We start from the raw sequence: 15,298 nt of genomic DNA on the forward strand, positions 1-15,298 counted from the left end.
ATCGAACCAATTCGCCGCGCCCCTGCGGCCCTGCGCCCGTTGACCCCGGACCCTGCCGGGTCTAAACCGCAGTCAGCCAACCCGTCGCGGGGCGAGCCATGATCCCGCGACCGACAAGGGGATCACCGCCCGTGGAACACCTCGCGCAGGACTATCTGCCCATCCTCGTCTTCGCGGGGATGGCTTCGGCACTCGCCCTGATCTTGCTGCTGTCAGCGATGATCATCGCGGTCCGCAACCCGGACCCCGAGAAGGTCAGTGCCTATGAATCCGGCTTCAACCCGTTCGACGATTCGCGGATGAAGTTCGACGTGCGGTTCTATCTGGTGGCGATCCTGTTCATCATCTTCGACCTGGAGGTGGCGTTCCTGTTTCCCTGGGCGGTCAGCTTCCAGTTTCTGAGCCCGACGGCCTTCTGGTCAATGATGGTGTTCCTGGGCGTGCTGACGGTCGGCTTTGCCTATGAATGGAAGAAGGGGGCGCTGGAATGGGCGTGATGACGGGCGCGAATACCGCAGGGCCCGACCGCGAGGTCGCGACCGGCGCGCTGAACCGCGAATTGCAGGACAAGGGCTTCCTGCTGACCACGACCGAGGACATCATCAACTGGGCGCGCAACGGATCCTTGCATTGGATGACCTTCGGGCTGGCCTGCTGCGCGGTCGAGATGATGCACACCTCGATGCCCCGCTATGATCTGGAACGCTTCGGGACCGCGCCGCGCGCCTCTCCGCGCCAGTCGGACCTGATGATCATCGCGGGCACGCTGACCAACAAGATGGCCCCGGCCCTGCGCAAGGTCTATGACCAGATGCCCGAGCCGCGCTACGTGATCAGCATGGGATCCTGCGCCAATGGCGGCGGATACTATCACTACAGCTATTCCGTGGTGCGCGGCGCCGACCGCATCGTGCCGGTCGACATCTACGTGCCCGGCTGCCCGCCGACCGCCGAGGCGCTGCTCTACGGCATCCTGCAACTTCAGCGCCGCATCCGGCGCACCGGCACGCTGGTGAGGTGACCATGGCGCAGTATCAAGACATCGACGCGATGGACCAGCTGGGCGAGCATATCAAGCTGCGCCGCCCCAACGAGGTCGTGGGCGTCTCGGTCGCCTTCGGCGAGCTGACCGTGACCGCCACGGCCAGCGGCGTGCTGGACCTGATCGACTTCCTGCGCAGCGACAGCTCGTGCCGCTTCTCGTCGCTGGTGGACATCACGGCGGTCGACTATCCGTCGCGCCCGCAGCGCTTCGACGTGGTCTGGCATTTCCTGTCGATGTACCAGAACCACCGCATCCGCGTGAAGGTGGCCATCCGCGAGGACGAGATGCTGCCGACCCTGACCGGCATCCATCCCTGCGCCAACTGGTTCGAGCGCGAGATCTTCGACATGTTCGGGATCCTGTTCACCGGGCATCCGGACATGCGGCGCATCCTGACGGATTACGGCTTCTCGGGCCATCCGCTGCGCAAGGACTTCCCGACCACCGGCTATGTCGAGGTCCGCTATGACGAGGCCGAGAAGCGGGTGATCTACGAGCCGGTCCGGCTGACGCAGGAATACCGGCAGTTCGATTTCCTGTCCCCGTGGGAGGGCGTGCAATACGCGCTGCCGGGCGACGAAAAGGGGGCCGCGAAATGATGGACGGCGATATCCGGAACAACCAGTACGACGACGGCAGCGAGGATCTGCTGACCGGCGAGCAGCGCATCCGCAACTTCAATATCAACTTCGGTCCCCAGCATCCGGCAGCCCATGGCGTGCTGCGTCTGGTGCTGGAGCTGGACGGCGAGATCGTGGAACGCGCCGACCCGCATATCGGGCTGCTGCATCGCGGCACCGAGAAGCTGATGGAAAGCCGCACCTATCTGCAGAACCTGCCCTATTTCGACCGGCTGGATTACGTCTCGCCCATGAACCAGGAACATGCCTGGTGCCTGGCGATCGAGCGGCTGACCGGCACGCCCGTGCCGCGCCGCGCCAGCCTCATCCGGGTGCTGTTCTGCGAGGTGGGGCGCATCCTGAACCACCTGCTGGGCCTGACCACCGGCGCGCTGGACGTGGGTGCGCTGACCCCGCCGCTCTGGGGCTTCGAGGCGCGCGAGGATCTGATGATCTTCTATGAACGCGCCTCGGGCGCGCGTCTGCACGCGGCCTATTTCCGGCCCGGCGGCGTCCATCAGGACCTGACCCCGGACCTGCTGGACGACATGGAGGAATGGTGCGGCCGTTTCCCCAAGGTGCTGGACGATCTGGACACGCTGCTGACGGAAAACCGCATCTTCAAGCAGCGGCTGGTCGATATCGGCATCGTCAGCGAACAGCAGGCGCTGGACTGGGGCTTTTCGGGCGTGATGGTGCGGGGATCCGGCATGGCCTGGGATCTGCGCCGCAGCCAGCCCTATGAATGCTATGACGAATTCGACTTCAAGATCCCGGTCGGCACGAATGGCGACTGCTATGACCGCTTTCTCTGCCGGATGCAGGAGATGCGCGAATCGACCAGCATCATGCTGCAGGCGATCGCCAAGCTGCGGGCCGAGGGGCCGGGCGAGGTGATGGCGCGCGGCAAGATGACGCCGCCCAAGCGCGCCGACATGAAGCGCGACATGGAAAGCCTGATCCATCACTTCAAGCTGTATACCGAGGGCTTCCGCGTTCCGGCGGGCGAAGTCTATGCCGCCGTCGAGGCGCCCAAGGGCGAGTTCGGCGTCTATCTGGTCAGCGACGGCACCAACAAGCCCTATCGTGCAAAACTCCGCGCGCCGGGCTATCTGCATCTGCAGGCGATGGACTGGATGGCCCGGGGCCATCTGCTGGCCGACGTGCCCGCGCTGATCGCCACCCAGGATATCGTTTTCGGAGAGGTCGACCGCTGATGCTGCGCCGCTTGCACCCCGTCCAGCCGGACAGCTTTGCCTTCACGCCCGCGAACCTGGACTGGGCGCGGGCGCAGATGACCAAGTATCCCGAGGGTCGCCAGCAATCGGCGATCATCCCGATCCTGTGGCGCGCGCAGGAGCAGGAGGGCTGGCTGTCCCGTCCCGCCATCGAATATTGTGCCAGCCTGCTGGGCATGGCCTATATCCGGGCGCTGGAGGTGGCGACCTTCTACTTCATGTTCCAGCTGCAGCCGGTGGGCCGCGTAGCGAACATCCAGATCTGTGGGACGACGACCTGCATGATCTGCGGGGCCGAGGATCTGGTCGCGGTCTGCAAGCGCAGGATCGCGCCGACCCCGCACACCCTGTCGGCGGATGGCAAATTCAGCTGGGAAGAGGTCGAGTGCCTGGGCGCCTGCGCCAATGCCCCGATGGCCCAGATCGGCAAGGACTACTACGAGGACCTGACCGCCGAGACCCTGGAATCGCTGATCGACCGTATCTCGGCGGGCGAGGTGCCGGTGCCGGGCTCGCAGTCGGGGCGCTTCGCCTCGGAGCCCGCGACCGGGCTGACCAGCCTGACGGAGGCCCAGGGCTTCGAGGCGGCGAATGCCAGCGTGGCGCTGGCCACCGAACTGGGCGAGACGCTGAAGCGCATCGACGGGACCGAGGTGCCGATCCTGACCAAGTGGCGGCGCAATCCGGAGGCTGCCACCGACGACCAGACCGGCGTCGACACCGCGCCCGAGATCGAGCCGCACCCGTCCGAGGGCGCACCCGCCGACGCGACCGGCGTGACCGAGCAGGAAGCGCAGGCCAGTTCCGCCGCGCGCCCTGTCTCGAAGCGCGAGCCCGCGAATGTGCGGGCGGACGAGACCGATGCCGTGACGGGCAAGGACGGGGACTGACCGACGACAGGTGGCTGACGCAGAAGGGATCGCCGCGATGCAGGGTTCATGCAGACCGACCGCAGCAGGCGCCGCGCCGGCCCCGCGCCGTGGGTGTGCGTGATGGCCGCGCCGGACCGGGATGCGAAGCAGATGCGGCTGGTGGCGATCGTGATCGCGGTCGCCATGCTGGGCTGGCTGGCCGTGCAGGCGATCGGGCGGGAATATGGCTGGGCGGCGGAATGGGCCTATCTGGCCGACCTTGCCGCCATCGGCGCTTTTGTCTGGTCGCTGATCGTGACCTGGCGTATCTGGCGACGCAGGAATGCGTGACGCCGGGAAGAGAGGATTTGACGGATGCTGAAAGACCAGGATCGCATTTTCACCAACCTGTACGGCATGGGCGACCGCAGCCTGAAGGGCGCGCAGTCGCGCGGCCATTGGGACGGCACCGCCGAGATCATCGGGCGCGGCCGTGACAAGATCGTCGAGCAGATGAAGGCCTCGGGCCTGCGCGGGCGGGGCGGGGCGGGCTTTCCGACGGGTCTGAAATGGTCCTTCATGCCCAAGGAATCGGACGGGCGTCCGTCCTATCTGGTCATCAATGCCGACGAATCCGAACCCGCGACCTGCAAGGACCGCGAGATCATGCGCCATGATCCGCACACCCTGATCGAGGGCGCGCTGATCGCCAGCTTCGCGATGAACGCGCATGCCTGCTACATCTACCTGCGCGGCGAATACATCCGCGAGAAGGAGGCCCTGCAGGCCGCCATCGACGAATGCTATGACGCCGGCATGCTGGGCGCGAATGCGGCGGGGTCGGGCTGGGAGTTCGACCTGTACCTGCATCACGGCGCCGGCGCCTATATCTGCGGCGAGGAGACCGCGCTGCTGGAAAGCCTGGAGGGCAAGAAGGGCATGCCCCGGATGAAGCCTCCGTTCCCGGCAGGGGCGGGGCTGTACGGCTGCCCGACCACGGTGAACAACGTCGAATCCATCGCCGTCGTGCCGACGATCCTGCGGCGCGGGGCGGAATGGTTCGCGGGCTTCGGGCGTCCCAACAATGCGGGCGTCAAGCTGTTCGGCCTGACCGGGCATGTGAACACGCCCTGCGTGGTCGAGGAGGCCATGTCGATCCCGGTGCGCGAGCTGATCGACCGGCATGGCGGCGGCATTCGCGGCGGCTGGTCGAACCTCAAGGCGATCATCCCCGGCGGCGCCTCCTGCCCGGTGCTGACCGCCGAGCAATGCGAAAGCGCCATCATGGATTACGACGGCATGCGCGAGGTGAAATCCAGCTTCGGCACCGGCTGCATGATCGTGATGGATCAGTCCACCGATGTCATCAAGGCGATCTGGCGGCTGTCGGCCTTCTTCAAGCATGAGAGCTGCGGGCAATGCACGCCCTGCCGCGAGGGCACCGGCTGGATGATGCGCGTCATGCACCGCCTGGTCACCGGCGAGGCCGAGGTCGAGGAAATCGACATGCTGCTGGACGTGACCAAGCAGGTCGAGGGGCACACGATCTGCGCCCTGGGCGACGCGGCGGCCTGGCCGATCCAGGGCCTGATCCGCAACTTCCGCGGCGAGATCGAGGACCGGCTGAAGGCCAAGAAGACAGGCCGCATGGGCGCGCTGGCGGCGGAATGATCGCAGGGGCGGCATATCACGGGGCCCGCACGGGGTCGTGTCGGGAAAAGCGCCCGGCGGGTGCTTATGTGGGGACACGTCACCCCATGAAGGACCGTGCCATGTTTCGCCCCCTGCTGATCGCTGCCGCCCTGATGGCGGCCACCCCCGCCGCCGCGCTGGAGCCCCTGTCGTCCGAGGCCTATGTCAACGACCGTCTGGTCCAGGCCCGCGTGGCCGATCTGGTGCGGCGCGGCTGCCCCTCGATCGACGCGCGGCTGGTCCGGGCCTTCACCGAGGCACGCGCGCTCAAGCGCTATGCCCGCGACAAGGGCTATTCCGAGGCCCAGATCGACGATTTTCTTGACAGCCGGGAAGAACGGGCGCGCATTTACGCACAAGCCGACCGCTACATGGTCGAACGCGGCGTCGTGAATGGCGAGCCGCAGACATTCTGCCGCCTCGGGCGGGACGAAATCGCCCAGCAGACGGTCGCGGGATCGTTGCTGAGTGCCAGGTAAGGAAGACATCATGGCCGAACTGCGGACAATCAAGATCGACGGGACCGAGATCGCGGTCGATCCCAACCTGACGCTCATCCAGGCCTGCGAGCAGGCCGGGATCGAGATTCCGCGCTTTTGCTATCACGAACGGCTGTCCATCGCAGGCAACTGCCGGATGTGCCTGGTCGAGGTCGTGGGCGGCCCGCCCAAGCCCGCCGCCTCCTGCGCGATGCAGGTCAAGGACCTGCGCCCCGGCCCCGAGGGCGCGCCTTCGGAAATCCGTACCAACAGCCCGATGGTCAAGAAGGCCCGCGAGGGCGTGATGGAGTTCCTGCTGATCAACCATCCGCTGGACTGCCCGATCTGCGATCAGGGCGGCGAATGCGACCTGCAGGATCAGGCGATGGCCTATGGCGTCGATTTCAGCCGCTATCGCGAACCCAAGCGGGCGTCCGAGGAACTGAACCTGGGTCCGCTGGTCGAGACCCACATGACCCGCTGCATCAGTTGCACCCGCTGCGTGCGCTTCACCAGCGAGGTCGCGGGCATCAGCCAGATGGGCCAGACCGGACGCGGCGAGGACAGCGAGATCACCAGCTATCTGAACGAGACGCTGGCCTCGAACCTGCAGGGCAACATCATCGACCTCTGCCCGGTGGGCGCGCTGGTCAGCAAACCCTATGCCTTCACGGCGCGCCCGTGGGAGCTGTCCAAGACCGAGACGATCGACGTGATGGATGCGTTGGGCAGCGCGATCCGCGTGGACACCAAGGGGCGCGAAGTGATGCGCATCCTGCCGCGCAACCATGACGGCGTGAACGAGGAATGGATCAGCGACAAGACCCGCTTCGTCTGGGACGGCTTGCGCCGCCAGCGGCTGGACCAGCCCTATCTGCGCGAGAACGGCCGCCTGCGCCCGGCCACCTGGCCCGAGGCCCTGGCGGCGGCGGCCCATGCGATGACCGGCAAGAAGGTCGCCGGGCTGGTGGGCGATCTGGCCCCGGTCGAGGCGGCCTTCAGCCTCAAGACCCTGATCGAGGGTCTGGGCGGATCGGTCGAATGCCGCACCGATGGGGCCAAGCTGCCCGAGGGCAACCGCGGCGCCTATCTGGGCACCGCGACCATCGCCGATATCGACACGGCCTCGCGCATCATCCTGATCGGGACCAATCCGCGCGACGAGGCGCCGGTGCTGAATGCCCGCATCCGCCGGGCCTGGACGCAAGGCGCGCAGGTGTCGCTGATCGGCCCCGCGGTGGACCTGACCTTCGATTATGATCATCTGGGCACGGATCGCGCAGCGCTGGCCACGCTTCTGGGCGGCATCGAGGCCGACGAGGCGCGGGGGCTGGTCATCATCGGGCAGGGCGCGCTGCGCGAGGCCGATGGCGCGGCGGTGCTGGGCCATGCGATGGCGCTGGCCGAGGCCGGGAATTGCGGGCTTCTGGTCCTGCATGCCGCGGCCGGGCGCGTGGGCGCGATGGACGTGGGCGCAGTGACGCGCGGCGGCTTGCCGGCGGCCATCGAGGGAGCGCAGGTCATCTACAATCTGGGCGCCGACGAGGTGGACATCGCCGCCGGCCCCATCGTGATCTATCAGGGCAGCCACGGCGATCGCGGCGCGCACCGGGCCGACATCATCCTGCCCGCCGCCTGCTATACCGAGGAGATGGGCCTCTTCGTGAACACCGAAGGCCGGCCTCAGCTGGCGCTGCGCGCGAACTTTGCGCCCGGCGAGGCCAAGGAGAACTGGGCCATCCTGCGCGCGCTGTCGGGCGAGCTGGGCCGGACCCTGCCGTGGGACAGCATCGCGCAGCTGCGCCGCAAGCTGGTCGAGGCGGTGCCGCATCTGGGCCGGCTGGACCAGATCGTCGAGAACGACTGGCAGCCCCTGCCCAAGGGCGATCTGGGCCGCGCCAGCTTCGTGACCCCGGTGAAGGATTTCTATCTGACCAACCCGATCGCCCGCTCGTCGCCTTTGATGGGTGAATTGTCCCGGATGGCTGCGGCGCGTCAGGCGCCCGCCCTGGCTGCGGAGTAAGCCCGATGCGCAACCCGACCCGTCTGTCCTCCGCGGCCCTTCTGGGCGCCGTGCTGGCCCTGTCCGGCTGTTTCACCGGCAGCCCCTCGGGCGAGACCCGCCCGACAGCTGCGCCTGCCGCGCGGATCCCGGACACGGCGGGCCTGGGCGGTCTGGGGCGGGCCCGGATCTCGACCCAATCGGCCGAGATCCTGATCCTTGAAGAGGACGGATCGGTCACCACGATGGATCTGGACAGCCCCGGCGGGCGCGACGCCTTCGAGGTCAGCGAGGCCGATCTGGCCGCGCTGAATGCCAATCTGGACATGGATTTCGGCGGGCTGGTCGCCCCGAACCTGCCGCGCCGCAAGACCGCGCAGGAAGAAGCGCTGGAGGCCTTCGCGGCCCGGACCCAGCCCGCGCTGCCCATGCTGCCCGAGGGCGTCGAGATCGACCCCGAGATCTTCCTGGCGGTCAAGGTCGATGCGCTGAACCGGGGCGCCGGGGCCGATCTGGTCGAGGTGACGGCCAATCTGCGGCAAGGGGTGGACGCGGATATCGCGTTTTCGTATGCCACCTGCGCATTGGCTGGTTGGGCCAGGGACAACGGCAACCCCTATGGTCGGCATATCCGGACGCTGCAGGCCGAGCGGAACGGCAAGCTGCTGATCGGGTCGGCCTTCCTTCTGTCGGACGACAAGCCGATGGGATTGCGGGTGATGGAAACGGAAGAGACCTTGCGCGAATGCAGGGCACGCGGCATTCCCGCGGCGTAGGGCAAAGGGACGGGCATCATGGCTGAATTCTGGGCATCCTCCCTGGGGATCGCGATCATCCTTCTGGCGCAGGGGCTGGCGATCATCGTCTTCGTCATGCTGTCGCTGGTCTACATGGTCTATGGCGACCGCAAGGTCTGGGCGGCGGTGCAGATGCGCCGCGGCCCCAACGTGGTCGGGCCCTGGGGCATCCTGCAGACCTTCGCCGATGCCCTGAAATTCGTCGTCAAGGAGGTCGTGATCCCGGCCGGGGCCGACAAGTTCGTCTTCTTCCTGGCGCCCTTTTTGTCGATGACGCTGGCGCTGCTGGCCTTCGTGGCGATTCCCTTTGCCCCGGGCTGGGTGATGGCCGACATCAACGTGGGCATCCTGTTCATCTTCGCCGTCTCGTCCCTCGAGGTCTATGGCGTGATTATGGGGGGCTGGGCGTCCAACTCGAAATTCCCGTTCCTGGGCTCGCTGCGCTCGGCCGCGCAGATGATCAGCTATGAGGTCAGCCTGGGGCTGATCATCATCGGCATCGTGATCTCGGCCGGGTCGATGAACCTGACCGCCATCGTCGAGGCGCAGCGCGGCGCGGGGCTGCTGTCCTGGTTCTGGCTGGCGCATTTCCCGATGCTGGTGCTGTTCTTCATCTCGGCTTTGGCCGAGACGAACCGCGCGCCCTTCGACCTGCCGGAGGCGGAATCCGAACTGGTCGCGGGCTTCATGACCGAATATTCCTCGACCCCTTACCTTCTGTTCATGGCGGGCGAATACATTGCCATGTGGCTGATGTGCGCGCTGATCAGCCTGCTGTTCTTCGGCGGCTGGCTGTCGCCCATCCCGGGCCTGCCGGACGGGGCGATCTGGATGTTCCTCAAGATGGTGCTGTGGTTCTTCATGTTCGCCATGGTGAAGGCGATCGTGCCGCGCTATCGCTACGACCAGCTGATGCGGATCGGGTGGAAGGTCTTCCTGCCGCTGTCCCTGGGCTGGGTCGTGCTGGTGGCCTTCCTTGCGAAATTCGAAGTCTTCGGGACCTTCTGGGCCCGTTGGGCAGGAGTGTAAAAGATGGCTTTCGACGTCGTCCGCGCCACCAAGTATTTTCTGATGGTGGATTTCATCAAGGGCTTTGGGCTGGGGATGCGCTATTTCTTCGCCCCCAAGGCCACCATCAACTATCCCCATGAAAAGGGCCCGCTGTCGCCCCGCTTCCGGGGAGAGCACGCGCTGCGCCGCTATCCCAATGGCGAGGAACGCTGCATCGCCTGCAAGCTGTGCGAGGCGATCTGCCCCGCGCAGGCCATCACCATCGATGCCGAGCCCCGCGACGACGGCTCGCGCCGCACGACGCGCTATGACATCGACATGACCAAGTGCATCTATTGCGGCTTCTGCCAGGAGGCCTGCCCGGTCGATGCCATCGTCGAGGGGCCGAATTTCGAATTCGCCACCGAGACCCGCGAGGAGCTGTTCTACGACAAGGAAAAGCTTCTGGACAACGGCGCCCGGTGGGAATCGGAAATCGCCCGCAATCTGGCGATGGACGCGCCCTACAGATGACCGATCCCTTCACCAAGATGTTCCAGCAGATGCTGAGCCAGGGCCAGGAGATGGCCCGCACCTTCAACCCCGCGCTGGAGCATTTCGACCTGCGCGCGGTCGAGAAGATGTTCCCGACCATGCCCGCCGACATGCTGGAGATGTGGTTCGGCAAGACCTTCAACCGCGGCGGCTTGGATGCGCGCACCCGACTGCTGGTGACCATCGCGGCGATGACCGTGCAGGGCGCCCTGGCCGAGCCGCAGCTGCGCATGACCATCCGCCACGCGATGGAGGCCGGCGCCACGCCGCGCGAGATCGCCGAGGTGATCTATCAGATGGGGATGTTCGGCGGGCTTCCCGCGATGCAGAAGGCGCTGGAGATCGCGCAGGGCGTCTTCACCGAGACCGAGGGGAAAGCCCAGCCATGATGACCTTCGCCTTCTACCTCTTCGCCATCTCGGTCTGCACGGCGGGCTTCATGGTGGTGCTGTCGCGCAACCCGGTCCATTCGGTGCTGTGGCTGATCCTGGCCTTCCTTTCGGGGGCCGGGCTTTTCGTGCTGCTGGGCGCGGAATTCGTGGCCATGCTGCTGATCATCGTCTATGTGGGCGCGGTCGCGGTGCTGTTCCTGTTCGTGGTCATGATGCTGGATGTCGATTTCGGCAATCTCAAGGGCGAGTTCGCGCGCTACCTGCCGCTGGCGGGGCTGATCGCGGTGGTGCTGCTGGCGCAGCTGGCCATCGCCTTCGGAGCCTGGGAGAGCAGCGAGCAGTCGATCGCCCTGCGCTCGGTTCCCATCGTTGCCCAGGAGGTGAACACCAGCGCCATCGGGCTGGTGCTCTATGACCGCTACATCCTGCCGTTCCAGTTCGCGGGGCTGATCCTGCTGGTCGCGATGATCGGGGCGATCACCCTGACCATGCGCCACCGCAAGGACGTCAAGCGTCAGGACGTGATCGCGCAGATGCATCGCGACCCGGCCAAGGCCATGCAGCTGCGCGACGTCAAGCCGGGGCAGGGGCTGTAAGGCCCCCGCCCACGCCAACCAGAAGAGCAACGGGTACAAGAACCCGGAGGGACTGAGACGATGATCGGACTGACACATTACCTTGTCGTGGGGGCGATCCTCTTCGTCGCCGGGATCTTCGGCATCTTCGTGAACCGAAAGAACGTCATCGTCATCCTGATGTCGATCGAGCTGATGCTTCTGGCGGTCAACATCAACTTCGTCGCCTTCTCGGCCCATCTGGGCGATCTGGGCGGGCAGGTCTTCACCCTGTTCATCCTGACCGTCGCCGCGGCCGAGGCCGCCATCGGCCTTGCCATCCTGGTCGTCTTCTTCCGCAACCGCGGCACGATCGCGGTGGAAGATGTCAACGTGATGAAGGGGTAAGGCCATGCTGCAATTCATCCTGTTCGCGCCCCTGCTGGGCGCGCTGATCGCGGGCTTCGGCTGGCGGATCATCGGCGAACGCGGCGCCCAGGTGCTGACCACCGCCATCCTCTTCGCCGCCGCCGCCCTGTCCTGGGTGGTGTTCCTGACCTTCGACGGGCAGCTGCTGCAGGTGCCGGTGCTGGACTGGATCGTCTCGGGCGATTTCACCAGCGAATGGGCGATCCGGCTGGACCGGCTGACGGCGATCATGCTGATCGTGATCAACTCGGTCTCGGCGCTCGTGCATCTCTACAGCTTCGGCTACATGGCGCATGACGAGAATTTCGGCGATGACGAGCCCTATCGCGCCCGGTTCTTCGCCTATCTGTCCTTCTTCACCTTCTCGATGCTGATGCTGGTGACGGCCGACAACCTGCTGCAGATGTTCTTCGGATGGGAGGGCGTGGGCGTCGCCTCCTATCTGCTGATCGGCTTCTACTTCAAGAAGCAGTCGGCGGGGGCAGCCGCCATGAAGGCCTTCATCGTCAACCGGGTCGGCGATTTTGGCTTCCTCTTGGGCATCTTCGGGCTGTGGTGGATGACCGGCACGATCCAGTTCGACGAGCTGTGGGCGCAGGTCCCGATGCTGGCCGAGACGCAGATGACCTTCCTGTGGCGCGACTGGAACGCGGCCAACGTGCTGGCGATCCTGCTGTTCATCGGCGCGATGGGCAAGTCGGCGCAGCTGTTCCTGCACACCTGGCTGCCCGACGCGATGGAGGGGCCGACGCCCGTCTCCGCGCTGATCCACGCGGCGACCATGGTCACGGCGGGCGTCTTCCTGGTCTGCCGCATGTCGCCCTTGTACGAATTCGCCCCCGAGGCGAAGATGTTCATCGTCTATGTCGGCGCCACGACCGCCTTCTTCGCCGCCACCGTGGGCCTGGTGCAGAACGACATCAAGCGTGTGATCGCCTATTCGACCTGCTCGCAGCTGGGCTACATGTTCGTGGCGGCGGGCGTGGGCGTCTATTCGGTCGCCATGTTCCACCTGCTGACCCATGCCTTCTTCAAGGCGATGCTGTTCCTGGGCGCCGGATCGGTGATCCACGCGATGCACCACGAACAGGACATGCGCAATTACGGCGGCTTGCGGAAGAAGATCCCGCTGACCTTCTGGGCGATGATGATCGGCACCATGGCCATCACCGGCGTCGGCATCCCGCTGACCCATATCGGCTTCGCGGGCTTCCTGTCCAAGGATGCGGTCATCGAAAGCGCCTTCGTGGGCAGCAGCTATGCCTTCTGGATGCTGGTGATCTCGGCGCTGATGACCAGCTTCTACAGCTGGCGGCTGATGTTCCTGACCTTCTTCGGCACACCGCGCGGCGATCATCATGCGCATGACCACGCCCATGAAAGCCCGCGCGTGATGACGGCGCCGCTGATCGTGCTGGCCTTCGGCTCGATCTTCGCGGGCATGATCTGGTACAACAGCTTCTTCGAGGAAGAGGGCGTGCAGGGCTTCTTCGGCCTGCCCGTGGCCGAGGCCGAGCATGCCGCCGCCGAAGGTACCGACCCTGCCCTCATCGACCCCCCCGCCGACGAGGCGCCCGCGGATGCGGGCCACGCCGCCGCCGATGCCACGGACGGCATCCGGACCGAGGGCGTGGTCGTGGGGCAGGGGGCGATCTACATGCATCCCGACAACCACGTGATGCATGACGCGCATTACGTGCCTGCTTGGGTCAAGGTCTCGCCCTTCGTGGCGATGCTGATCGGGCTGGGGCTGGCTTGGCTGATGTATATCCGCCGCCCCGAGCTGCCCGGCCAGCTGGCCGCGCAGCAGCGTGGGCTGTACCAGTTCCTGCTGAACAAGTGGTATTTCGACCAGGCCTATGACGCGATCTTCGTGCGCCCGGCCCGCTGGATGGGCCGCAAGCTGTGGACGGGCGGTGACGGAGCCGTTATCGACGGCGCCATCAACGGGCTGGCCCTGGGAATCATCCCGCGCCTGACCCGCTTCGCCGGACGGGTGCAGTCGGGCTATCTGTTCCACTATGCCTTCGCCATGGTGCTGGGGATCGTGGGCTTGCTGATCTGGGTGATGATGCGGGGCACGTACTGATCATGACGAACCTTCTTTCGATCATCACCTTCCTGCCCATCGTGGCGGCGGGCATCCTGGCGCTGTTCCTGCGCGGCGACGACGCCGCCTCGCAGAAGAACGCCAAGTGGCTGGCCCTGATCGCCACCGGCGCGACCTTCCTGATCTCGATCTTCCTGCTGACCGGGTTCAACCCCGCCGACACGGGCTTCCAGTTCGTCGAGGATCACGCCTGGATCATGGGCCTGCGCTACAAGATGGGCGTGGACGGCATCTCGATCCTGTTCGTGATGCTGACGACCTTCCTGATGCCGCTGACCATCCTGTCCTGCTGGGACGTCAAGATCCGCGTCAAGGAATACATGATCGCCTTCCTGGTGCTGGAGGGGCTGATGATCGGCGTGTTCACGGCGCTGGACCTGATCCTGTTCTACCTGTTCTTCGAGGCGGGCCTGATCCCGATGTTCCTGATCATCGGCATCTGGGGCGGCAAGGACCGCATCTATGCCAGCTTCAAGTTCTTCCTCTATACCTTCATCGGATCGGTGCTGATGCTGGTGGCGATGATCGCCATGGCGCGCACGGCGGGCACCACCGACATTCCCACGATGCTGGCCTTCGACTTTCCGTCGGTCACGATGCAGGTGCTGGGCTTCACCGTCATCGGCGGCATGCAGACGCTGCTGTTCCTGGCCTTCTTCGCCAGCTTCGCCGTCAAGATGCCGATGTGGCCGGTCCATACCTGGCTGCCCGACGCGCACGTGCAGGCGCCGACCGCCGGATCGGTCGTGCTGGCCGCCGTGCTGCTGAAGATGGGCGGCTACGGCTTCCTGCGCTTCTCGCTGCCGATGTTCCCGGTCGCCTCCGACCTGCTGCAGCCGCTGGTGCTGTGGATGTCGGCCATCGCGATCGTCTACACCTCGCTGGTGGCGCTGGCCCAGTCCGACATGAAGAAGCTGATCGCCTATTCGTCGGTGGCCCATATGGGCTATGTCACCATGGGCATCTTCGCCGCCAACCAGCAGGGGCTGGACGGGGCGATCTTCCAGATGCTGTCGCACGGCTTCATCTCGGGCGCGCTGTTCCTCTGCGTCGGCGTCATCTATGACCGGATGCACACGCGCGAGATCGACGCCTATGGCGGGCTGGTCAACCGGATGCCCGTCTATGCGCTGGTCTTCATGTTCTTCACCATGGCCAATGTCGGCCTGCCCGGCACCTCGGGCTTCGTGGGCGAGTTCCTGACCCTGATGGGGGCCTTCCGCGCCAATACCTGGGTGGCGCTGGTCGCCACGACGGGCGTGATCCTGTCGGCGGGCTATGCGCTGTGGCTCTATCGCCGCGTCACCATGGGCGCGCTGATCAAGGAGAGCCTGCGCACGATCACCGACATGACCCCGCGCGAGCGCTGGATCTTCGCGCCGCTGATCGCCATGACCCTGATCCTGGGCGTCTATCCGCGCCTTGTCACCGACATCACCGGCCCCTCGGTCGAGGCGCTGCTGGTGAACTTCCACGACGCGCTGCCCGAAGAGGCCGCCGATGACGACCTGGCTGCGGCCGCCGTCAGCCATTGAGGAACGCAA

General features: G+C 65.8%; 17 protein-coding genes. All 17 read left to right on the top strand.

Features of this window, described 5'->3' with window-relative positions; translation table 11 throughout:
- Positions 1 to 98 precede the first annotated feature (98 nt).
- Positions 99 to 497: an NADH-quinone oxidoreductase subunit A gene (locus FA743_RS16475; RefSeq protein WP_425467202.1), complete on the top strand. Its 399-nt coding sequence runs from the start codon at positions 99 to 101 to the stop codon at positions 495 to 497.
- Entirely contained in the window at positions 488 to 1,021 is a 534-nt protein-coding gene (locus FA743_RS16480) for a NuoB/complex I 20 kDa subunit family protein (protein ID WP_176562710.1), read from the top strand. The genes FA743_RS16475 and FA743_RS16480 overlap by 10 nt, the downstream gene beginning before the upstream one ends.
- A 2-nt stretch (positions 1,022 to 1,023) precedes the next feature.
- Positions 1,024 to 1,644: an NADH-quinone oxidoreductase subunit C gene (locus FA743_RS16485; protein ID WP_136887195.1), complete on the top strand. Its 621-nt coding sequence runs from the start codon at positions 1,024 to 1,026 to the stop codon at positions 1,642 to 1,644.
- Positions 1,644 to 2,882, top strand: coding sequence for an NADH-quinone oxidoreductase subunit D (locus tag FA743_RS16490; protein WP_211242305.1), 1,239 nt, complete (start codon positions 1,644 to 1,646; stop codon positions 2,880 to 2,882). The genes FA743_RS16485 and FA743_RS16490 overlap by 1 nt, the downstream gene beginning before the upstream one ends.
- A complete protein-coding gene (gene nuoE, locus FA743_RS16495; protein WP_136887197.1) occupies positions 2,882 to 3,793 on the top strand; it encodes an NADH-quinone oxidoreductase subunit NuoE in 912 nt (303 codons plus the stop codon). Before FA743_RS16490 ends, nuoE begins: the two co-directional genes overlap by 1 nt.
- Positions 3,794 to 3,841: 48 nt before the next feature.
- Positions 3,842 to 4,105 (top strand): DUF5337 domain-containing protein, encoded by a 264-nt coding sequence (locus FA743_RS16500; protein WP_246055010.1) that lies wholly within the window; start codon positions 3,842 to 3,844, stop codon positions 4,103 to 4,105.
- A gap of 24 nt (positions 4,106 to 4,129) precedes the next feature.
- On the top strand, positions 4,130 to 5,425 hold the full coding sequence (nuoF, locus tag FA743_RS16505; protein ID WP_135815953.1) for an NADH-quinone oxidoreductase subunit NuoF: 1,296 nt from the start codon (positions 4,130 to 4,132) through the stop codon (positions 5,423 to 5,425).
- Between the two features lie 101 nt (positions 5,426 to 5,526).
- On the top strand, positions 5,527 to 5,925 hold the full coding sequence (locus tag FA743_RS16510; RefSeq protein WP_136887198.1) for a DUF5333 domain-containing protein: 399 nt from the start codon (positions 5,527 to 5,529) through the stop codon (positions 5,923 to 5,925).
- A 10-nt stretch (positions 5,926 to 5,935) separates the two neighbouring features.
- Positions 5,936 to 7,948: an NADH-quinone oxidoreductase subunit NuoG gene (nuoG, locus tag FA743_RS16515; RefSeq protein WP_136887199.1), complete on the top strand. Its 2,013-nt coding sequence runs from the start codon at positions 5,936 to 5,938 to the stop codon at positions 7,946 to 7,948.
- A 5-nt stretch (positions 7,949 to 7,953) separates the two neighbouring features.
- The gene (locus FA743_RS16520; protein WP_136887200.1) at positions 7,954 to 8,703 is read left to right on the top strand and encodes a hypothetical protein; all 750 of its coding nucleotides are present in this window, start codon (positions 7,954 to 7,956) and stop codon (positions 8,701 to 8,703) included.
- Between the two features lie 18 nt (positions 8,704 to 8,721).
- On the top strand, positions 8,722 to 9,753 hold the full coding sequence (gene nuoH / locus FA743_RS16525; protein ID WP_136887201.1) for an NADH-quinone oxidoreductase subunit NuoH: 1,032 nt from the start codon (positions 8,722 to 8,724) through the stop codon (positions 9,751 to 9,753).
- Positions 9,754 to 9,756: 3 nt separating this feature from the next.
- A complete protein-coding gene (gene nuoI / locus FA743_RS16530; protein WP_042248536.1) occupies positions 9,757 to 10,248 on the top strand; it encodes an NADH-quinone oxidoreductase subunit NuoI in 492 nt (163 codons plus the stop codon).
- Positions 10,245 to 10,658: a carboxymuconolactone decarboxylase family protein gene (locus FA743_RS16535; protein ID WP_136887202.1), complete on the top strand. Its 414-nt coding sequence runs from the start codon at positions 10,245 to 10,247 to the stop codon at positions 10,656 to 10,658. Before nuoI ends, FA743_RS16535 begins: the two co-directional genes overlap by 4 nt.
- Positions 10,655 to 11,257, top strand: a complete 603-nt coding sequence (locus FA743_RS16540; protein ID WP_136887203.1) for an NADH-quinone oxidoreductase subunit J — start codon at positions 10,655 to 10,657, stop codon at positions 11,255 to 11,257. Before FA743_RS16535 ends, FA743_RS16540 begins: the two co-directional genes overlap by 4 nt.
- A 60-nt stretch (positions 11,258 to 11,317) precedes the next feature.
- Complete coding sequence (nuoK, locus tag FA743_RS16545; protein ID WP_136887204.1) at positions 11,318 to 11,623, top strand: NADH-quinone oxidoreductase subunit NuoK; 306 nt, start codon at positions 11,318 to 11,320, stop codon at positions 11,621 to 11,623.
- Positions 11,624 to 11,627: 4 nt separating this feature from the next.
- Positions 11,628 to 13,733, top strand: a complete 2,106-nt coding sequence (nuoL, locus tag FA743_RS16550; protein WP_136887205.1) for an NADH-quinone oxidoreductase subunit L — start codon at positions 11,628 to 11,630, stop codon at positions 13,731 to 13,733.
- A 2-nt stretch (positions 13,734 to 13,735) separates the two neighbouring features.
- Complete coding sequence (locus FA743_RS16555; protein ID WP_136887206.1) at positions 13,736 to 15,289, top strand: NADH-quinone oxidoreductase subunit M; 1,554 nt, start codon at positions 13,736 to 13,738, stop codon at positions 15,287 to 15,289.
- The last annotated feature ends 9 nt before the right edge of the window (positions 15,290 to 15,298 follow it).

Origin of the sequence: Paracoccus gahaiensis, assembly GCF_005048225.1 — a bacterium.
Lineage (GTDB): Bacteria > Pseudomonadota > Alphaproteobacteria > Rhodobacterales > Rhodobacteraceae > Paracoccus > Paracoccus gahaiensis.